The organism is Pseudoduganella sp. jia 12 (assembly GCF_055502675.1).
In genome coordinates this window covers 705,635-726,751 of the sequence record NZ_JBUXKP010000002.1, presented here as the reverse complement: position 1 = coordinate 726,751, position 21,117 = coordinate 705,635, and the positions used below count along the sequence as shown (strand labels likewise).

The 21,117-nt window shown below is 65.7% G+C and carries 14 protein-coding genes; 6 read left to right on the top strand and 8 right to left on the bottom strand.

Going from position 1 to position 21,117, the window contains the following annotated elements; translation table 11 throughout:
* Positions 1 to 123: 123 nt before the first annotated feature.
* Complete coding sequence (locus tag ACY65G_RS06010) at positions 124 to 1,617, top strand: leucyl aminopeptidase (protein ID WP_464996441.1); 1,494 nt, start codon at positions 124 to 126, stop codon at positions 1,615 to 1,617.
* A 186-nt stretch (positions 1,618 to 1,803) separates the two neighbouring features.
* Here the strand turns inward: ACY65G_RS06010 and ACY65G_RS06005 are convergent, their stop codons facing one another.
* A complete protein-coding gene (locus tag ACY65G_RS06005) occupies positions 1,804 to 2,361 on the bottom strand; it encodes a hypothetical protein (RefSeq protein WP_464996440.1) in 558 nt (185 codons plus the stop codon).
* A 109-nt stretch (positions 2,362 to 2,470) separates the two neighbouring features.
* Entirely contained in the window at positions 2,471 to 2,854 is a 384-nt protein-coding gene (locus ACY65G_RS06000) for a hypothetical protein (protein WP_464996439.1), read from the bottom strand.
* A 412-nt stretch (positions 2,855 to 3,266) separates the two neighbouring features.
* Between ACY65G_RS06000 and ACY65G_RS05995 the strand changes: the two genes are divergently transcribed.
* On the top strand, positions 3,267 to 4,031 hold the full coding sequence (locus ACY65G_RS05995) for an exodeoxyribonuclease III (RefSeq protein WP_464996438.1): 765 nt from the start codon (positions 3,267 to 3,269) through the stop codon (positions 4,029 to 4,031).
* Positions 4,032 to 4,034: 3 nt separating this feature from the next.
* Here ACY65G_RS05995 and ACY65G_RS05990 read toward each other — a convergent pair whose 3' ends face one another.
* From ACY65G_RS05990 to prpB, 5 genes are all read right to left on the bottom strand, one after another.
* Positions 4,035 to 6,947 carry an EAL domain-containing protein gene (locus ACY65G_RS05990; RefSeq protein WP_464996437.1) on the bottom strand — a complete coding sequence of 971 codons (2,913 nt, stop codon included), beginning with the start codon at positions 6,945 to 6,947 and terminating at the stop codon, positions 4,035 to 4,037.
* Between the two features lie 157 nt (positions 6,948 to 7,104).
* A complete protein-coding gene (prpF, locus tag ACY65G_RS05985) occupies positions 7,105 to 8,292 on the bottom strand; it encodes a 2-methylaconitate cis-trans isomerase PrpF (RefSeq protein WP_464996478.1) in 1,188 nt (395 codons plus the stop codon).
* Complete coding sequence (acnD, locus tag ACY65G_RS05980) at positions 8,292 to 10,916, bottom strand: Fe/S-dependent 2-methylisocitrate dehydratase AcnD (protein WP_464996477.1); 2,625 nt, start codon at positions 10,914 to 10,916, stop codon at positions 8,292 to 8,294. The genes prpF and acnD overlap by 1 nt, the downstream gene beginning before the upstream one ends.
* A gap of 21 nt (positions 10,917 to 10,937) precedes the next feature.
* Positions 10,938 to 12,083 carry a bifunctional 2-methylcitrate synthase/citrate synthase gene (gene prpC, locus ACY65G_RS05975; protein ID WP_464996436.1) on the bottom strand — a complete coding sequence of 382 codons (1,146 nt, stop codon included), beginning with the start codon at positions 12,081 to 12,083 and terminating at the stop codon, positions 10,938 to 10,940.
* 12 nt (positions 12,084 to 12,095) lie between these two features.
* Positions 12,096 to 12,995 (bottom strand): methylisocitrate lyase, encoded by a 900-nt coding sequence (prpB, locus tag ACY65G_RS05970; protein WP_464996435.1) that lies wholly within the window; start codon positions 12,993 to 12,995, stop codon positions 12,096 to 12,098.
* A 167-nt stretch (positions 12,996 to 13,162) separates the two neighbouring features.
* Between prpB and prpR the strand changes: the two genes are divergently transcribed.
* The 4 genes from prpR (at position 13,163) to ACY65G_RS05950 (ending at position 17,544) form a co-directional block, all read left to right on the top strand.
* Positions 13,163 to 14,776, top strand: coding sequence for a propionate catabolism operon regulatory protein PrpR (gene prpR, locus ACY65G_RS05965; RefSeq protein ID WP_464996434.1), 1,614 nt, complete (start codon positions 13,163 to 13,165; stop codon positions 14,774 to 14,776).
* 115 nt (positions 14,777 to 14,891) lie between these two features.
* Positions 14,892 to 15,761 carry an alpha/beta fold hydrolase gene (locus tag ACY65G_RS05960; RefSeq protein ID WP_464996433.1) on the top strand — a complete coding sequence of 290 codons (870 nt, stop codon included), beginning with the start codon at positions 14,892 to 14,894 and terminating at the stop codon, positions 15,759 to 15,761.
* Positions 15,758 to 16,819 (top strand): sensor histidine kinase, encoded by a 1,062-nt coding sequence (locus ACY65G_RS05955; RefSeq protein WP_464996432.1) that lies wholly within the window; start codon positions 15,758 to 15,760, stop codon positions 16,817 to 16,819. The genes ACY65G_RS05960 and ACY65G_RS05955 overlap by 4 nt, the downstream gene beginning before the upstream one ends.
* Positions 16,816 to 17,544: a LytR/AlgR family response regulator transcription factor gene (locus ACY65G_RS05950; RefSeq protein WP_464996431.1), complete on the top strand. Its 729-nt coding sequence runs from the start codon at positions 16,816 to 16,818 to the stop codon at positions 17,542 to 17,544. Before ACY65G_RS05955 ends, ACY65G_RS05950 begins: the two co-directional genes overlap by 4 nt.
* A gap of 12 nt (positions 17,545 to 17,556) precedes the next feature.
* On the opposite strand, the gene ACY65G_RS05945 is transcribed toward ACY65G_RS05950, so the two are convergent.
* Entirely contained in the window at positions 17,557 to 20,925 is a 3,369-nt protein-coding gene (locus ACY65G_RS05945; RefSeq protein WP_464996430.1) for a S41 family peptidase, read from the bottom strand.
* Positions 20,926 to 21,117 lie beyond the last annotated feature (192 nt).

Here is a 21,117-nt window from a genome sequence, read left to right as displayed (position 1 = left end):
CCAATGTGCGGCTGATGCAGCCGGCTCATGCCGCCGGATCACGTAACTGGGTTAAGCTACCGCGCCTTGGCGTTCGTCCACGAGACGAACGGACAAACAAACGCGCACCTACGGAGAACAAAAATGGACTTTAGCATAAAAGCATTCGACACCAAGAACACCATCGCGTCGGCCAAGACCGGCTGTGTCGCAGTGGGCGTATTCGAAAACAGGAAGCTTTCGCAGGCCGCCCAGGCACTCGACACCGCCGGGCACATCACCCAGGCGCTGAAGTCCGGCGACATCACCGGCAAGCCCGGCTCCACGCTGCTGCTGCGCGGCCTGGCCGGCGTGACGGCCGAGCGCGTGCTGCTGGTTGGCCTGGGCAATGCGGACGGCGTGACCGAAAAAGCCTTCACGAGCGGCGTGCAGGCCGCGCTGAAGGTGTTTGCCACGCTGGGCGCGGCGGACGCCATTATCGCACTGCCGCTGGCCGAACTGAAAGAGCGCGACGTGAACTGGGCGATCCGCGCCGTGGTGGTTGCCGCGCGCGACAGCATCTATCGCACCGACACGCAGAAGTCGAAGAAGGACCCGGCTCCCGCCGGCGTGAAGAAGATCGCACTGGCCCTGCCGAACAGCGCAGGTACCAAGCTGGCGCTGGCGCAGGCGATCGCCGTGGCGAACGGCATGCAGCTGACGAAAGACCTGGCCAACCTGTCGGCCAACGTCTGCACGCCGACCTACCTGGCCGAGACGGCGAAGAGCCTGGGCAAGGAATACAAGTTCAACGTGGAGGTCCTGGAGCGCAAGCAGCTCGAGGCACTGAAGATGGGCAGCTTCCTGTCCGTGACGAACGGCAGCGAGCAGCCGCCGAAGTTCATCGTCATGAAGCACATGGGCGGCAAGCCCAAGGATGCGCCGGTGGTGCTGGTCGGCAAGGGCATCACGTTCGACACGGGCGGCATCTCGATCAAGCCGGGCCCCGGCATGGACGAGATGAAATACGACATGGGTGGCGCCGCTTCGGTGCTGGGCACGTTCCGCGCGATCGGCGAGATGAACCTGAAGCTGAACGTGATCGGCATCGTGCCGGCCTGCGAGAACATGCCTTCCGGCCGCGCCACGAAGCCGGGCGACATCGTCACGTCGATGAACGGCCTGACGATCGAAGTGCTGAACACGGACGCCGAAGGCCGCCTGATCCTGTGCGATGCGCTGACCTATGCCGAGCGCTTCAACCCGGCCGCCGTGATCGACGTGGCCACGCTGACCGGTGCCTGCATCGTGGCCCTGGGCCACCACCACAGCGGCCTGTTCACGCGCGACGACGACGAACACAATGCGCTGGCCGAGGAAATCGCCGCGGCCGGCCGTGCCACGGGCGACACCGTGTGGCGCCTGCCGATCGGCGAGCAGTACAACGACCAGCTGAAGTCGAACTTCGCCGACCTGGCCAACATCGGCTCGCCGGGCGGCGCTTCGTGCACCGCCGCCGCCTTCCTGGAGAACTTCACCCGCAAGTATCCGTGGGCCCACGTGGACATCGCAGGCACCGCCTGGAAATCCGGTGCCGCCAAGGGTGCGACGGGCCGGCCGGTGCCGCTGCTGACGAATTTCCTGATCAACAGGGTCTGAAGCCACAGCCGGGCTTGAAGCAACAGCGAGCCCGATAACCTGCACTGCACCATGAACGCCGCCCGGGTCGACCCTGGCGGCGTTCTTGTTTCAACTGGCACATGCGTGCCAGGCCCTCGCCGCACGTCATCGAGCGACGTCGCTGCCGGACATGCCTCGCCACTGTGGACATCGCGTGTCCAGACGTCAGTAAATAGTCGATCCGCCAGGCGGCTGCGGAGGTTGCGGCGGTGGCGCGGGTGGCTTGGGGTCCGGTTTCGGCTCCGGTTTCGGCGGTGGCGCGGGCGGCGGCGGGGGTGGCGGGGCGACACGCTTGAGCAGCACTGTCAAGGTGCCGGGATAGTCGAAGCCGGCGCCGGTCTGGCGGTCGACGAACTGGCCAGTGCCGGCCGTGAGCAGGATATTGCCCCAGCGCGAGCTATTCTGCTTGGGGCTGATCTGGTCGTAGACATACACGTCGTTGAGCCGGCAATCGACGGCCAGCGGCTGCGTGCTTTTCCGGATGCGGACGCGGCCGGGCGACGTGACGAACCACCGACCCGTGTCATTGCTCAACACGCAGCCGATCCCGGCCACCTGTTGGTGGTCGAGCACGGTTTGCACCATCACATACTGTTCGGTCGATTCGGTCAGCGTGGCACAGCCCGCCAGTGCCGCGACAAGCGTGGCACCGGGCAGTAACCTGCCAGCCAATGCTGCTGGCGCCGACGCCAGCACCATGCGCAGGCGCGCGTGCGATGGCAACCATGGAGGTTGCCATGAAAACGGCTGATCTGGCCCGGCCGGGACCGTTCCGGCACAGTGCTTGCGCACCCTGCCGGTCAACGTGGTCTGCCGGGTTGGCATCGCGCAGTCAGTCGCCGCTCTTGCCGGCCTGCTGCTTCTGCTTCAGCCCCTGGATGACATGCATGATGTCGTCCATTGCCGTGTTGTCCTTGCTTTTCAGTGCCGAGAAAGCATCCAGCACTTCGTTCAGCACCTGGTTGCGCACCTCGGCTTCATCCGAAGCAATCACTTGCGGACGGGTTGCAGTGGCGGTTGCGGTGCGGGCGCTGCCCTTGTCGACAGATTCCTTGGCCGCCTTGCGACCGCCGGGAGTCTTGCCGTGTTCCAGCGCTGCTTGCCAGATCAGCCAGCGGCGCTGCGTTTCATACACCAGATATTCTTCTGGCTTGTCTTCGCGGCGACGGACGATGTGCCCGTCCTTCTGAGCCCATGTTTCGAATGCAGATCGCATTTTCTTCCTTTACAAATGCTTTGCACGTTTTAACCAAAGTTTCTCGATAGTACCATTCATTGACGCAAGACAACACTAAAGATGCAGCAATTTGCAGTGTCAAAGCGCCAAAAAAGCTTGTCTGACCAAGCCGGGCAGAAGCCGTTCGTTGATGAACAAACTGCAGTATATTGCCCTTCTACGGCTTCGCTAAGCGAATTTTAGTACTATTTTGATAACTGTGAAGCAAAAACAGCAATAATTTTTAAAATGGTCGCATTTTGCATCGAAGTTGCGTCTGAGAGTAGTCTTATTGTCTTCAATTGCTGACGCAGCGCAATTGAACTTCCGTACATTGTATTAGGTTTTTGCAACTCGTGGAGTACTCATTGCGGTAATATGCCGCCCAAAATGAATCACCGCAAGGAATACTATGCAACTCGCCACGTGGAACGTCAATTCCCTGAATGTCCGTTTGCCTCATCTGTTGCAATGGCTGGCAGAAAATCCGGTCGACATAATCTGTATACAGGAAACAAAGCTTACCGATGAAAAATTCCCGATCGCCGCAATCGAGGCGGCGGGCTATGCAGTGGAGTTTTCCGGACAAAAGACTTATAACGGCGTGGCCATCCTGTCGCGCCTGCCGATGACCGATATCGTCCGCAACAATCCGCTGTATCCGGACGAGCAGCAGCGTATCCTCGCGGCGACCATCGGCGGCATGCGCGTCGTTTGCGCCTACGTGCCGAATGGCCAGGCCGTCGATTCCGACAAATATGCCTACAAGCTGGGCTGGATGGCGGCGTTGCGCGACTGGCTGGCCGAGGAACTGGCGCGTAATCCCGACCTTGCCGTGCTGGGCGACTACAACGTGGCGCCGGAAGACCGCGACGTGCACGATCCCGCCGCATGGGAAGGCGAAGTCCATGTATCGCCGCGGGAACGTGCGGCGTTCCAGGCATTGCTCGATGTGGGCCTGGCCGATGCCTACCGGCTTTTCACGCAACCGGAAAAGGCATACAGCTGGTGGGATTACCGGATGCTGCGCTTCCAGAAGAACCAGGGCCTGAGGATCGACCACATCCTGCTGTCGGCGCCGCTGGCGGCGCGCTGCACCGGCTGCACGATCGACCGCGCGCCGCGCAAATGGAAACAGCCCTCCGATCACACGCCGGTGATCGCCACACTGGACTGAACCTCAGTCCAGGCGTTCCAGCAGGTTGCCCGCATTCGTGCGCGGCACCGGCTGCGAGAACAGGTAGCCCTGGGCAAACTGGCAGCCCTGCTGCTGCAGCAGCGCATAATGCCCTTCCGTTTCGACGCCTTCCGCGACCACCGACAGCTGCAGGCTGTCCGACAAGGCGATGATCGCCGCCACGATCGCCCTGTCCTCGGCGCTCTTTTCGAGATCCTTGATGAATGCGCGGTCGATCTTGATCTTCTTCACCGGGAAGCGCTTCAGGTAGGCCAGGCTGGAGTAGCCGGTACCGAAGTCGTCGATCGACAGGCGGATGCCCATCGCATTGATCTGGCCGAGGATGTCGAGGGTCTGCTCGCCGTGCTGCATCAGCGCCGTTTCCGTGATCTCGAATTCCAGCAACGCCGGGTCGATGCCCGTTTCATCGAGGATGCGGCGGATCGCCGGCACCAGGCCCTTGTGCATGAACTGGCGTGGCGACAGGTTGACGGCGAGCGGCACCGGCTGCAGGCCCTGCCGCTTCCATTCCATGCTCTGCTCGCACGCACGGCGGATGACCCATTCGCCGACCGGCACGATCAGGCCATTTTCCTCCAGGATGGGAATGAACTTGTCGGGCCCCACCAGCCCGCTGCCCGGGCGGCGCCAGCGCAGCAGCACTTCCAGCGAATGCAGGCGGCGCGAGCCGATGTCGATGATCGGCTGGAAATGCAGTTCGAACTGCTCCTGCGCCAGAGCGCTGCGCAGGCTGCTCTCGAGCTCGAAGAACGTCGCGGCCGAATTCATCTTCTGCGTGAAGAACTGGTAATTGTTGCGGCCGGACGCCTTGGCGTGGTACATCGCCGCGTCGGCATGGCGCATCAACGTTTCCACGTCCTGCCCGTCGTCCGGGCAGATGCAGATGCCGATCGACGGCGTGATATGCAGCGTATGGCCGTCGAGGGGGAACGGCAGCGCCAGCGCGTCGATGATCTTTTCGGCCACGTTGGCCGCTTCCTCGCTGTCGCGGATATGCGGCGCGAGCACCACGAATTCGTCGCCTCCCAGCCGCGCCACCGTATCGCTGGCGCGCACCGCCCGGCATAGCCGGCCCGCCACTTCCTTCAGCAGGGCGTCGCCGGTCAGGTGGCCCAGCGAATCGTTGATCGTCTTGAACCGGTCCAGGTCGAGGAACATCACGGCCAGCGAGCGCCCGGTGCGCTGCGCATTGAGCACGGCGCGTTCCACGCGGTCGGCCAGCAGTGCGCGGTTCGGCAAGCCGGTCAGGCTGTCGTGGTACGCCATGTGGTGCACCCTGGCCTCGGCCTGCCGGCGCTCGACGATCTCGCCCTGCAGCATCGTGTTCGCGCCAGCCAGTTCGGCGGTGCGCTCCAGCACGCGGATCTCCAGTTCGTCGCGGGCACGGCGTACCGAATCCGCGGCCTGGCGCAGCGATTCCTCGGCGGCCTTGTGCTCGGTGCGGTCCTCGGCGATCCAGATCGTGCCCTGTTCCGGCGCATTCGGATTCACCACGTAGGCGATCAGCTGGGCCCAGAACGTGCTGCCATCCTTGCGGCGCAGTTCGATCTCGGTCTGGAAGGGCCGGGCGGCGGCCAGCAGCGGACCGGCCTGCGCGCTGAGCGCCTCGTACGCGGCCGGCGCGGGATAGAGCGCCTCGCATGCCATGCCGATCGCCTCGTCGCTGTCATAGCGGAACATCTCGGCGAAGCCGCGATTGTGGCGCGTGATGGTGCGTTCGCGCGTGAACAGAATGCTGATCGACGCATTGTTCATCAATGCCTCGATCTCCATCTGGTTCTGCCGCGATAGCGTCACGTCTTCCAGGATCCAGATCGTGCCGCCGTCGTTGTGTTCCTGGTCCACGGCCTTGGCCCGCACGCGGCACCAGAACAGCGAACCATCCTTGCGCTGGAAGCGAAATTGATTCTTTTCGAACGGCCTGCCATGGGCAAGCACGGGCCCGGCCTCGGCGCCGAACTCGCGGTACACCTGCTCGGACGGGAACACCGCCCCCGCATGCATGCCGATCATCTCGTCCGGCGCGTACCCGAACATCGCGGCAATGCGCGGATTGCAGCGCAACATGCGCTGGTTCTTCGTGAACAGGATGCCAACCGATGCGTTGTCGAGGATCGCGTTCTGTTCCAGCAGGATCTTGCGGGTGGCTTCGCTGGCGGCGCGCTGTTCGCTGATATCCTCGACGATCCACACCATGCCCGCCTGCCTGTCGGAAGGGTCGACCGCGCGGCCATGCGCGCGGCACCAGAACAGCGAGCCGTCGCCCCGCTTCATCGGCGTGTCCAGCGTGACCGACCGCCCCTCCTGCAGGACAGGCATCCATTGTGCGCGCATCGCGTCGAACTGCTGCACGTCCGGGTACAGCATCAGGCTCTGCCTGCCTTCCATCTCGTGGCGGGCATAGCCGAACATTTCGGCGGCTCGCATATTGCATTCCTGGATATGGTCGTGCTTGCTGAAGATGATGCCGACCGCGGCGTTCTCCAGGATCGCGCGCTGCTCCAGCAATGCCTTGCGCAGCGCCTGCTGGTCGCGCTGGACGGCGCCGATGTCGTGGAACACGATGGTGGCGCCGCGTCGCCCCAGCGCGGCGGGAAACGGTTTGGCGGTGACCTGCACGGCCACGTACCGGCCCGCGGCGGCGATCACGCAGCTGTCCCACGTGGCGGTATCGCCACCAGCCAGCGCCGCGTCGAGTGCCGCACTGCTGTCGTCGCGTAAATGCCGTGCGATCAGGTCCGCCATGGCCGCTCCACGCGGATCGCGCGCCAGCAGCGCATCGAATTCCGCATTGGACGCCACCACGATGCCGCTGCCGTCGCAGGCGCAGGCGGGCATGCCGATCAGCTGTAGTGCGTCGGTAACGGGGTCGGCAATGGCGGGGACATCGTTCATGGCATTCACACGCAAGAATAGCTGCCTTACAGCAACTCGGCTTCAAATCATAAACCAGCCGTCCCGCAATAGCCATGCACAATGCAAGAAGCCCGGTGGTGCCGGGCTTCGATACAACAGATGGCGACCGCGATTGCCTTAACGGCAAAAGCCGCCGTTATTGTTGAAGTGGAACGCGCACATGCCCTTCCATCAACACGCGCGCACTGCGGCTCATGACCGCCTTTGTCACGTGCCACTGGCCGTTCGCTTCGGCCGCCTCGGCGCCCACGCGCAGCGTGCCGGATGGATGGCCGAACCGTACCGCCATGCGCACGCCGCCGCCGGCGGCGAGGTTGACGAGCGTGCCAGGGATCGCGGCGGCCGTGCCGATCGCCACGGCAGCGGTGCCCATCATCGCGTGGTGCAGCTTGCCCATCGACAGCGCGCGCACCAGCAGGTCGATCTCTTCGGCATGCACGGTCTTGCCCGACGATGCGACGTAGCTGGCCGGTGGCGCGACGAATGCCACCTTCGGCGTGTGCTGCCGCCTTGCCGCCTCGTCCACATGCGCGACAAGGCCCATGCGCACCGCGCCGTGGGCGCGGATCGCCTCGAACATCGCCAGCGCCTTCGCGTCGCCATTGATGGCTTCCTGCAGCTCGCTGCCCGTGTAGCCGATGCTGGCCGCGTCGACAAAGATCGTGGGGATGCCGGCATTGATCATCGTCGCCCGCAGCAGGCCAACACCGGGCACGTCGAGATCGTCGACCACCCGGCCGGTCGGGAACATCGCGCCGCCGCCGCCCTCCTCGTCGGCCGCCGGGTCCATGAATTCCAGCTGCACTTCGGCAGCCGGGAATGTCACCCCGTCGAGCTCGAAGCCCCCGGTCTCCTGCACCGCGCCATCGGTGACCGGCACATGCGCGATGATCGTCTTGCCGATATTGGCTTGCCAGATGCGCACCACGGCCAGGCCGTTGCGCGGCACGCGGGCAGGGTCGACCATGCCGTTGGCGATGGCGAACGGGCCGACGGCGGCCGACAGGTTGCCGCAATTGCCGCTCCAGTCGACGAACGGCTTGTCGATGGACACCTGGCCGAACAGGTAATCGACGTCGTGCCCGGGTCGCGTGCTTTTCGACAGCAGCACCGTCTTGCTGGTGCTCGACGTGGCGCCGCCCATGCCGTCGATCTGCTTGCCGTACGGGTCGGGGCTGCCGATCACGCGCAGCAGCAGCGCATCGCGCGCCGGCCCCGGCACGCGCGCCGCCTCCGGCAAGTCTTCCACCTTGAAGAATATGCCCTTGCTGGTGCCGCCGCGCATGTAGGTCGCGGCAATCCTCGTTTGCGGTGGATGCGCCATCATGCTGCCTCGCTGTCGACGGACACGCTGGTCGACGCCAGGAAATCCTGCGCGAAGCGCTGCAGCACGCCGCCCGCCTCGTAGATCGCCACCTCCTCGGCCGTGTCGAGCCGGCACAGCACCGGTACCGTGACGCTTTCGCCCGCCTTTTCCCCCTTCGTGCGGTGGATGACCAGCGTCAGCGTGGCGAGCGGCCTGGGCTCGCCCACCACGTCGAACGTTTCGGTGCCGTCGATGCCCAGCGTGAGCCGGGTGATGCCGCCCGTGAATTCGAGCGGCAGCACGCCCATGCCCACCAGGTTGGTGCGATGGATGCGCTCGAAGCCTTCGGCCACGATCGCTTCCACGCCCGCCAGCCGCACGCCTTTCGCGGCCCAGTCGCGCGACGAGCCTTGCCCGTAGTCGGCACCGGCGATCACGATCAGCGGCTGCCGGCGTTCCATGTAGGTCTCGATCGCTTCCCACATGCGCGTGACCGTGCCTTCCGGCTCGATGCGCGCCAGCGAACCCGCTTTCACCTGGCCTTCGACCACGGCCATCTCGTTCCTGAGGGTAGGATTGGCGAACGTGGCGCGCTGCGCGGTCAGGTGGTCGCCGCGGTGCGTCGCATACGAATTGAAGTCCTCTTCCGGCAAGCCCATCTTTGCCAGGTATTCGCCGGCCGCGCTGTCCAGCATGATCGCGTTCGACGGCGACAGGTGGTCCGTCGTGATGTTGTCGCCCAGGACAGCCAGCGGCCGCATGCCGGTCAGCGTGCGTTCGCCGGCCAGCGCCCCTTCCCAGTACGGCGGGCGGCGGATGTACGTGCTTTGCGGCCGCCAGTCGTACAGCGGGCTGACGCTGCCGCCCGCCGCTTCCTGCCGTTCGAACATGGGAATGTAGACCTTGCGGAAGTGCTCCGGCTTCACGCTGGCCGCCACGATCGCGTCGATCTCTTCGTCACTTGGCCACAGGTCCTGCAACGTGATTGCCCTGCCCTGCGCATCATGGCCCAGCACATCCTTTTCGATGTCGAAGCGGATCGTGCCGGCAATCGCGTAGGCCACCACCAGCGGCGGCGAAGCCAGGAAGGCCTGCTTCGCGTAAGGGTGGATGCGGCCGTCGAAGTTGCGGTTGCCGGACAGGACCGCCGTCGCATACAGGTCGCGTTCGACGATCTCCTGCTGGATGACCGGGTCGAGCGCGCCGGACATCCCATTGCACGACGTGCAGGCATAGGCAACGACGCCGAAGCCCAGCTGTTCCAGCTCGGGCAGCAGCCCGGCTTCTTCCAGGTACAGCGTGACGGCCTTCGATCCCGGCGCCAGCGAGCTCTTGACCCAGGGCTTGCGGAGCAGGCCGTATCGGTTGGCGTTCCGGGCCAGCAGGCCGGCGGCGATCATGTTGCGCGGATTGTTCGTGTTGGTGCAGCTGGTGATCGCGGCGATGATCACCGCGCCATCCGGCATGCGGCCCGGCTCGTTCTCGACGACGCCGGCGATGCCGCGGGCGGCCAGTTCGGACGTCGGCACGCGTTTGTGGGGGTTCGACGGGCCGGCGATGTTGCGCACCACCGTGCCCAGGTCGAAGTGCAGCACGCGTTCGTATCGGGCGTTCACGAGGCTGTCGGCCCACAGGCCCGCGTGCCGCGCATACAGTTCGACCAGCGCCACCTGGTCATCCTCGCGGCCGGTGAGGCGCAGGTACTTGATCGTTTGCTCGTCGATCGAGAACATCGCGGCGGTGGCACCGAATTCCGGCGCCATGTTGGCGATGGTGGCGCGGTCGCCCAGCGTCAACGCGGCCGTGCCCTCGCCATGGAACTCGAGCCAGGCCGACACCACTTTTTCCTTGCGCAGGAATTCGGTCAGCGCCAGCACGATGTCGGTGGCGGTAATGCCCGGCCGTGGCCGCCCCGTCAGCTCGACGCCGACGATGTCCGGCAGGCGCATCCACGATGCGCGGCCCAGCATCACCGTTTCCGCTTCCAGCCCGCCGACGCCGACCGCGATGACGCCCAGCGCATCGACCATCGGCGTGTGCGAATCCGTGCCGACCAGCGTGTCCGGATACGCGACGCCATCTTGCACCTGCACCACCGGCGACATGCGCTCCAGGTTGATCTGGTGCAGGATGCCGTTCCCCGGCGGGATCACGTCGACGTTGCGAAATGCCCGCTTGGTCCATTCGATGAAATGAAACCGGTCTTCGTTGCGGCGATCCTCGATGGCGCGGTTCTTGGCAAAGGCATCGGGATCGAAGCCGCCGCATTCGACCGCCAGCGAATGGTCCACCACCAGCTGCGTGGGCACCACGGGATTGACGAGCGCCGGATCGCCGCCCTGCTCCGCGATGGCGTCGCGCAGCCCGGCCAGGTCGACCAGCGCGGTCTGGCCCAGGATGTCGTGGCACACGACGCGTGCGGGAAACCACGGAAAGTCCAGGTCGCGCCTGCGGTACACGAGCTGCTGCAGGGACGCGGTCAGCTGCGTGGCGTCGCAGCGGCGGCACAGGTTCTCGGCCAGCACGCGCGACGTGTAGGGCAGCTTGTCATAAGCCCCCGCTTCGATCGATTCGACGGCGGCACGCGCATCGAAGTAATCCAGGGTCGTACCGGGAAGATTCTTCCGGTACGCGGTGTTCATTGGCGTAGTCACTTTGTTTCCTTACTTGCGATCCGAGATGGGCACGAACGACAGGTCTTCAGGCCCCACGTAGTTCGCGCTCGGGCGGATGATCTTGTTGTCGATGCGCTGCTCGATGATGTGGGCGGCCCAGCCGGAGGTGCGGGAGATCACGAACAGCGGCGTGAACATCGCCGTCGGCACGCCCATCATGTGATACGACACCGCCGAGAACCAGTCCAGGTTCGGGAACATGTTCTTCACTTCCCACATCACCGACTCGAGGCGCTCGGCGATATCGAACATCTTCATCGAACCGGCTTCCCTGGACAGCTCGCGCGCCACTTCCTTGATCACCTTGTTGCGCGGGTCCGATACCGTGTAGACGGGGTGGCCGAAGCCGATCACTACTTCCTTGTTGCCCACGCGCGCGCGGATGTCGCTTTCCGCTTCGTCGGCATTCTCGTAGCGTTTCTGGATATCGAGCGCCACCTCGTTGGCGCCGCCATGCTTCGGCCCGCGCAGCGCGCCGATCGCGCCGGTGATGGCCGAGTAGATGTCCGACCCGGTACCGGCAACCACGCGCGCCGTGAACGTGGACGCGTTGAATTCATGCTCGGCATACAGGATCAGCGACGTGTGCATCGCCTTCACCCAGGAATCCGACGGCTTTTCGCCATGCAGCAGGTGCAGGAAGTGGCCGCCGATGGAATCGTCGTCGGTTTCCACGTCGATGCGGCGGCCGGCATGGCTGTAGTGGTACCAGTACAGCAGGATCGAGCCGAACGAGGCCATCAGGCGGTCGGCGATGTCGCGCGCACCCGCCAGGTTGTGGTCTTCCTTCTCCGGCAGCACGCAGCCGAGCACGGAGGCGCCCGTGCGCATCACGTCCATCGGATGGGCGCCCGCCGGCAGCGCTTCCAGCGCCAGCTTGACGGCCTGCGGCAGTCCGCGCAGCGATTTCAGCTTGGCTTTATAGCCCTTCAGTTCACCGGCGGTGGGCAGCTTGCCGTGCACCAGCAGGTAGGCGATTTCCTCGAATTCGCAGGTATCGGCAACGTCCAGGATGTCGTAGCCGCGGTAATGCAGGTCGTTGCCCGTCTTGCCGACGGAGCACAGTGCCGTATTGCCGGCGGTGACGCCGGACAGTGCGACGGATTTTTTTGGCTTGAAAGTCGTTTCGGTCATTGCTGGTCTCCTTTATTTTTTCTGTGCCGCATTCTGGGCTGCAAACAATGCGTCGAGCTTCTGTTCGAATACGTGGTAGCCGATGCTGTCGTAGAGTTCCTCGCGCGTCTGCATCGTGTCCAGCACGTTCTGCTGCGTACCGTCGCGACGGATGGCGCCGTACACGTTCTCGGCGGCGCGGTTCGCGGCGCGGAACGCGGAGAGCGGGTACAGCACGATGTCCACGTCGACACTCTTCAACTGCTCCAGCGTGAACAGCGGCGTGGAACCATATTCGGTGATGTTGGCCAGCACCGGCACCTTGACGGCGTCGGCGAAGCGCTTGTACATCGACAGTTCCGTCAGTGCTTCGGCAAAGATCATGTCGGCGCCGGCTTCCACGCAGGCCACCGCACGTTCGATGGCGGCGTCGAAGCCTTCGACGGCCAGCGCATCGGTGCGCGCCATGATGACGAAGTCGTCGTCGGTGCGGGCATCGACGGCGGCCTTCACGCGGTCCACCATTTCACCCTGGCTGACGATCTCCTTGCCCGGCCGGTGGCCGCAGCGCTTGGCGCCCACCTGGTCCTCGATGTGTACGGCGGCGGCGCCGAACTTGATCATCGACTTCACGGTACGGGCCACGTTGAAGGCCGAGGCGCCGAAGCCGGTGTCGATATCGACCAGCAGCGGCAGGTCGCAGACGTCGGTGATGCGGCGTACGTCGGTCAGCACGTCGTCCAGGCTCGAGATGCCGAGGTCGGGCAAGCCCAGCGAACCGGCCGCGACCCCGCCGCCGGAAAGATAGATGGCGCGGAAACCGGCCCGTTTCGCCAGCAACGCATGGTTGGCATTGATCGCGCCGACGACCTGCAGTGGCGACTCTTCCCGGACGGCCTGGCGGAATGCTGCTCCAGCGGACTGAACACTCATGATGACCTTTCAAATGGCGTGATGGATGCCAACCTGAATCGCAAGGTGCGTGCCAGGCGGTTCCGGATGACCGAAAGCACGTCGAATCAATGACTTGGAACAAGTACGCATTGCACAAAGACGTTTCATTTGAAACGCGTGAAACATCATTGAACTATAATTGAAACATGACCTACCTCTCTTCCGGCGACCAGGACAAGCCCATTATCTGGACGGTTTCGATGTCGCGCCTTTCCGATCTCTTCCGCGACATTACGCCGGAATACGATGCACTGGCCACCATTGAACCGATCAACCTCGGATTCGACGACGCGGTGCGCCATATCCGCGAAAGGTTGGCCACGGAACGCTGCGATGCGGTGATCTCGGCCGGTTCCAACGCCGCTTACCTGAAGGGCCGCTTGCCGGTGCCGCTCGTGGTGGCCAAGGCCAGCGGCAGCGACATGATGCGTGCGCTGGCACGCGCGCGCCGTGTGTCGGCGCGGATCGCCGTCATCACCCACCAGCAACCGATGCCGGAGCTGGCCGAATTCGCCGCCACGTTCGGCTTCGACGTGGCGCAGCGCACGTATGTCACCAGGGAAGATGCGCTGGGCCACGTGCGGGAGCTGAAGGCGGCCGGTATCGAAGCGATCGTCGGTGCGGGCCTGATCACCGACCTGGCCGAAGATGCAGGGCTGACCGGGGTATTCGTTTACTCGTCGGCGTCCATCCGGCAGGCGTTCGACGATGCGCTCGAGATTGCCCGGCTGGCGCAACTGGAAACGGGCGGTGCACGGCGCCGCGGCCGCGGCGGCGCCGTGCAGGATACGCTGCGTGCCCGGCATGGCCTGGCCGACCTGCGCGGCGAATCGCCGGCGATGGAACGGGTGCGCCAGGCGGTGGTGCTGTATGCGCGCTCGAACGCCACGGTGCTGATCGAGGGCGAGACGGGCAGCGGCAAGGAACTGGCCGCGCAGGCGATCCACCGCGCCGCGCCGCACGGCAGGGTCGATGAACTGCGCCGCCCTTTCCTCGCCGTCAACTGCGGGGCGATCGCCGAATCGCTGCTGGAAGCGGAACTGTTCGGGCATGAGGAAGGCGCGTTCACGGGGGCGCGGCGTGGCGGCCGTGCCGGCCTGTTCGAAGCGGCCAGCGGCGGCACGCTGTTCCTCGACGAGATCGGCGAAATGCCGCTGGTGCTGCAAACGCGCCTGCTGCGCGTGCTGGAAGAACGCGAGGTGGTGCGCGTGGGGGGCACGCGGCCGGTGCCAGTGGACGTGCGGATCGTCAGCGCCACGCACTGCGACCTGGCGCAGCGCGTGCGCGACGGCCGGTTCCGTGCCGACCTGTACTACCGCCTGGCGGTACTGCGGCTGGCGCTGCCGCCACTGCGCGAGCGCACGGACGACATCGTGCCGCTGGCCGAATGGTTGCTGCGCAACGCGCTGGCCGTGCTGGGTGCGCGTGCGCATCCCAACCTGCAAGCCGAGCTGCAGGCGTGCGCGCCGCTGCTGGCGCGGCATGCGTGGCCCGGCAACGTGCGCGAGCTGCGCAACCTGTGCGAACGGCTCGCGCTGTTCCTGGCTGCGGAACCGCTGCAGGCACTGACGCCGGCCTTCGTGCTTGCCGTGGGCCCCGAGCTGGCCGCCGGCGCCAACGGCACGGCGCCATTGCCGGCGGCGGAACGCGCCGCCGATGTGCTGCGCCGCTTCGACGGCAGCCGCGACGCGGCCGCGGCCTATCTCGGCATCAGCCGCACCACGCTGTGGCGGCGCCTGCGCGAGGAAGCAAACGGCTGAACCGCTTTTCATCTTTCCGTCATCGGCGCCATTCATCCTCCTTTTACGCCGTTCGTCATGCCGCCGTTCCGGCAGCGCGCACGCGATGCGACGATGCGTTTCAAGGAGGAACACCATGAAACGTCACCTGTTTGCCGCGGCTGCTGCCGCAATGCTTTCCGCTTCCCTGTTCGCCGCACTGCCCGCCCAGGCTGCCAAAGCTTTCAAAACCGACGTATCGGGTACCGGGCCGGCCATCATCCTGATCCCGGGCCTCGCCTCGTCCGGCGAGGTATGGCAAGGCACGGCGAAACACCTGTGCGGGCCGCGCCAGTGCCATGTGCTGACACTGGCGGGCTTCGCCGGCCAGCCGGCCATCGACGGCGAGCTGCTGCCGCAGGTCGAACGCCAGCTTGCCGAGTATATTGCCACCAACAAGCTTGGCAAAGCGGTCATCATCGGCCACAGCCTGGGTGGCTTCGTGGCGATGCGTTTCGCCGCGGCGCACCCGGACATGATCGCCAAGCTCGTGATCGTCGATTCGCTGCCGGCAATGGGCGCGATACAGGTGCCGAACGTCACTGCCGACCAGCTCAAGCAGATGGCGGCCATGACACGTGACCGGATGCTGGCCGCAGACGATGCAACTTTCAGCGCCAGCCAGCGCCGCACGGTAATGACAATGGCGACCAGGCCGGAAGACATCGACCGCATCGTCGGCTGGGGCCAGCGCTCCGACCGCAAGGCGGTAGCCGGTGCCATGGCCGAATTGATCGCAGAGGACCTGCGCGATGACGTGGCCCGCATCCAGGCGCCCACGCTGGTGCTGGGCACCTGGGTCGCCTACAGGGAGTTCGCGCCCCGCGACGCGATCGAGCAGGTGTACAAGGCGCAGTATGGAAAGCTGCCCGGCGTGAAGGTGGAGATTGCCGACAGCGCCCGCCACTTCATCATGTACGACGACCCGGCCTGGATGTATGATCGCATCGACCGATTCCTGGAGTGAGCCTGCCCGCCGTGACTTCGCCATCGACCGCACCGCACTTGCCCCGCCTTCCCTTGCTTGCGCGCCTCAACTGGTACTGGCTCTGCCAGGGGTCCGGCTGGCTGCTGGTGGCGGTGCTGCAGGCAGCCACGTACGCCGGCAGCAGGAACCTGGCGCCGGTCGTGGCATGGACGCTGCTGTCCGCGCTGTGCGTGTCGGACCTGTGGCATCGGTTCATCAAGGCGCGCGGGTGGGCCGCGCGCGGTATCGACTGGCGCCTGCTGGCCGGCTCGATAGTCGTGCTGGGTCCCGCGATGACCTCCAGCGTGGCCATCGCCATTCACCTGATGATGCGCCCAATCGACAATCTCGCCTGGTTGCCCATGGCCCTGCTATGGTGGGCCGTGACTTTCATGGCATGGAACCTGTGCTACGTGATGGCGTTGTCGCTGCGCCGGGCCAACCGGCTCGAGGCGGAAGCGCTGCGCCTGGCGTTGCATGCCAAGGATGTCGAGCTGCGCGCCTTGCAGGCCCAGGTCAACCCGCACTTCTTCTTCAACAGCCTGAACAGCATGCGGGCGCTGATCTACGAAGAGCCGGAAGCGGCGGCGCGGATGATCGACCAGTTGTCCGGCCTGATGCGCTACGCGCTGCAATCCGGCCACGCCCCGACGGTGCCGCTGGCGGCGGAACTGGAGACGGTGGTTGCCTACCTGGCGATCGAGAAGATCCGCTTCGAGGAAAGGCTGCGCGTGAACATCGACATCGAACCGGGACTGGAGAACGTGATGATCCCGCCGATGTCGCTGCAGACGCTGGTCGAGAACGCCGTGAAGTATGGCGTGGAACTGAGTGCGGCAGGCAGCGACATCCGCATCCGCGCATGGCGCGCCGAGGCGGGTACGGTGATCGAGGTTGCCAACGCCGGTGCGATCCGCCGGCTCGGCCATTCCACGCAGGTGGGGCTGGCGAATGCGCGCAAGCGGCTTGAACTGGCAGTGGGTACGGGTGCCAGCCTGGCACTGGACGAACGCGATGGCTGGGTGCGCGCCACGCTGCAGCTGCCGGCGGCCGCGTGACGCCGTCGCCCATGCGCGTGCTGATCGTCGACGACGAGCGCCTTGCCCGCGCCGAGCTGCGGCGGCTGCTGGCCGCGCATGCCGACATCGAGATCGTCGGTGAAGCGGCCAATGCGGAGCAGGCGATCATGCAGGTGCAGGCCTTGCAGCCGGACCTGTTGCTGCTCGACGTGCAGATGCCGGGCGCCAGCGGCTTCGACCTGCTGCAGGCACTCGACACGGCACCGGAAGTGATCTTCACGACCGCGTTCGACCAGTATGCGCTGCAGGCCTTCGAAGTGAACGCGCTGGATTACCTGCAGAAGCCGATCCAGGCGGCGCGGCTGGCAGGCGCCCTGCAGCGGGCCGCGCTGCGGCTCGCCATGGGGAATTCGCCGCCGCCGGCCGGCATGCCGGCGGCGCCCCGCAAGCTGTTCATCCGCGACGGCGAACGCTGCTGGTTCGTGGCGCTCGACAGCATCCGGCTGTTCGAGTCCGAAGGCAATTACACGCGTGTGTATGTCGACGACGCGCGGCCGCTGATGCTGCGCTCCCTCACCCAGCTGGAAGAACGGCTGGACCCGGAACGCTTCCTGCGCGCCAGCCGCCGGCACATCGTCAACCTGGCGTTCGTCGAACGAATGACGGCCAACGAGGCCGGCGGACTGGACCTGCTGCTGCCGGGCGGGATGAGCGTGGAAGTGTCGCGGCGGCGGGCCGCGCAGATGCGCGGCCTCGGCCTGTAGGCCCGGCGAGCGTCAGTAATTCAGCGCGGGAATCGCCTGCGGGCTGTACGGCTTCACGGGCGCTTCCCTGACCTTCTTCTGCAGCATCTCGATCGCCACTTCCAGCTGGCGGTCGCGGCCCGTGAACGTGGCATGCGGCAGGTTGTCCACTTCCACGTCGGGAATCACGCCCACGCCCTCGATCAGCCATTGCCCCTTGTCGCTGTCGAACTGGCCCAGCTCGGCCACGCGCACCATGCCGTTGTCGGCCAGCCGGTTGCGGTCGCTGAGCCAGACGCCGGCGCCCGCCGTACGCTTGCCCACGATCGGGCCGAGGCCGAGTGCCTTGACGCCGGCGGCAAAGGTTTCGCCATCCGAGTAAGTCAGTTCGTCGACCAGCACCACGAGGTGGCCGCGGAACGTGTTCTGCATGTTCGGCGACGCCTGCCCGCTCGGGTTGGTCCAGAACGCCCATGCCTTGCGCAGCAGCTTCTCGATGATCCAGCTGTCGATGTTGCCGCCACGGTTGCGGCGCACGTCGATGACCAGGCCGTCGCGGTCGACGTTCGCATAGAAATCCCGCGCGAACGCGGCGATGTCGTCCTGCCCCATCGCCCGCAGGTGCAGGTAACCGATGCGGCCCGCCGACACCTCGGCCACCTGGCGGGCGCGGCCCTGCTCCCAGTCGCTGTACTGCAGCGCGTCTTCCTTCGCGGCCGGCACCGGCACGGCGATGGCGGCGCGCGCCTTGCCCGCCTTTGCGTCGCCCTTCGGCTGTATGTTCAGCAGCACCTGGCGGCCGGCCTGGTTCAGCAGCAGGTCGGCGATGTTGCGCGCTTCCAGCACGCTCTTGCCGTTGACGGCCGTGATGACGTCGCCCTCCTTCACGTCGACGTCCGGCTGCGCCAGCGGCGCGCGACCGGCCGGCAGCTCGTCCTCGGTGCGGTACACGCGGTCGACCCGGTAGCCATTCTCCACGCGCGTGAACACGGCGCCCAGGCCGGACGGCGTGCCCTCCGGCGCGGCCTTGCGGATATCGCCGGGCTGCACCTGCGAGTGCAGTGCGCCCACTTCGGCCACCATCATGCCGAGGATGTCGTTCAGTTCCGCGCGGTCGGTCACGCGCTCGACCAGCGGCGCGTACTTGTCGCGCACCGCCATCCAGTTCACGCCGCGCATCTTCACGTCGTACAGGAAATCGCGGTGCATGCGCCATGCGTCGTTGAACATCTGCTTCCACTCCTGCACGGGGTTCGAGACGATGCTCCAGTCCTCGACGCGGACGCGCGCCTTGCTGATATCCGCCGGCTGTTTGGCGCCGGCATCGACGATGATCATCTCGCCCGCGCCGGCCGGCGACAGCGTGCGGTAGTACACGTGCTTGCGGTCCGGCGCCAGGTCGAATTCGCGCACGTTCGGCGCGAAGGTATCGGGCTTGGGTTCGGTGCGCGCAATGGCCAGCGTCTTCAGCGCCGGCTTGTTGTCGGCGCCATCGGCATCGAGGAAGTACAGGCGCTTGTCGTCCACCGCCAGCCGGCGGTAGTTACCGGCGGCGAGCGGCACTTCGAACAGGCGTTGCGACAGTCCCTTGAAGACGATCGCCGGCAATGCCGGCTTGACGGGCTTCACGGGCTCCTTCGCCGCCTTGCCGTCCTTCGCCTGCGCCAGCTTGTCGACCGCGTTCTCGACGGCTTTCTCGACAGCCTTCTCGGCCGCTTTTTCTTCCACTGTTTCGGCGGGCGGCGGGGCGGACTTCGACAGCTCGTCGTCCGGCTTGAACGGGAAGCGGTTGCCGGGCTGCAGCGCCAGCGCATAGATGCCCACGCGCTTGTCGAACACGGGCCCCATGTTGCGGTCGCCCCATGGCGAACCGTTGGACAGCTTGAAATTGCGGGCCGACAGGAAGTACAACCACTGGCCGTCCGGCGAGAATGCCGGGTCGGCCGACGTGTAGCGGTCGCTGGTCACGAAGGCCAGCTCGGTCGATGCCAGGTTGTACAGGCCGATCTGGTCGCGCAACTGGGTGCTGGCGCTGCGCACGAACGCGATGTTGCGGCTGTCCGGCGACCACACCACGTCGTCGTGCTGGTCGATGCCGGCCTTGCCTGCGTCGTCGACCAGCGTCTGCTTGCGCGTGGCCAGTTCCAGCAGCCAGCAGCGGCCCTTCTTGTCGGTATGCGCGATCCATTTGCCATCGGGCGACGGGTACAGCGCCCAGCGATGATTGTTGCCGTCGCGGGTCAGTTGCTCGCCGTGCCCGGAGCCATCCGCGGCAAAGCGCCAGATCTCGTTCTCGCCGGTGGTGTCGACGATCGCGTAGATCCATTTCTCGTCGGCCGAGAACACCGCGTCGCGGGCCCTGGCGCCTTGCGGGATCGCGATTTCCACGCGGCGCTGGCTGCCCGTGCCGGCGATCGTCACGCGACCGCGCGCGGTCAGGACGACCCGCTCCTCCTTCGCGGCCAGCTGCACGTTCGTCAGCGCTTCGAGCGGCGAACGGATCAGGCGCGTGCGCTGCTGGTTGAAGTCCGAAACGAGGCTGACCGGCAGTTGCCGTGTCTCGCCGCGCGCCAGGTCGAACAGGTGCAGGTCGGCACCCTGCTGGTAGACGATGCGGCCGTCGCCCAGTGCGGCGTTGCGCACATCCCAGTCCTTGTGCGACGTGACCTGGCGCACGTCGCCGCCGTCCGCTTGCGCCGACCACAGGTTGTCCGTGCCGCCGCGATCGCTGGTGAAGTAGAGCCTGCCCTGCCACCACATCGGCCGCTTGTCGTTGCCGCTGCTGTCCGGAAAGACACGCCGCGCTTCCGCGCCGCCATCGAGGTCGAAACGCCACAGCTGGGCGTGGGCGCCGCCACGGTAATGCCGCACGTTATCGCCGGTCATGACCAGGCCGAGCCGGGTGAAGTACAGCGTCTTGCCGGCATCGTCGAGCACGGCGTCGTTCGCATCCGCCACGGGGAACACGCGGCGCTCCAGCGTGGCCGGCTGGACGGCCGCCACGATGCGGTGCGCACCCGGCCCTACCGAGCGGAACGTGCTGACCAGGACTTCGCCCTGCGCCGTCCAACCCAGCACGAGGACGCCGCCGTTCTCGAACGTCAGCCGTTTCGGCAAGCCGCCGGCAAGCGGCATCACGTAGGCATCCTGCGCGCCTTCATAGCTGCCGGCAAACGCCACCCATTGGCCGTCCGGCGAAATGGCGGCATGCGTTTCGGCGGCGGCATGCGTGGTCAGGCGCTGTGCCGGCCCGCCGGCGAGCCTGGTTTTCCAGAGGTCGCCCTCGGCAGTGAACACCACGGCATCGCCGCGGACGGCCGGGTAGCGCAGGTAGGGGTTGGCGGCAACGGAAGCAGCGATGGCGCACAGGGCGGCGGCAAGAATCGTTCGGGGGAATGGCATTGGACGTGTCGAAAGAGGGCAGCGCAGATTCTGGCACAGATTTCGCCGCGGAAATCGCCGCCATGACGGCACTGTCGAAACATCTTACAGCTCGTCGTGTTCGACAGGCGCTGTCGCCTGATAAAACAATGGCTTGCAAGATACGGCATGCAAAATGCTGCTCTCCTGATCCACGTCAAAACCATGGGAGTC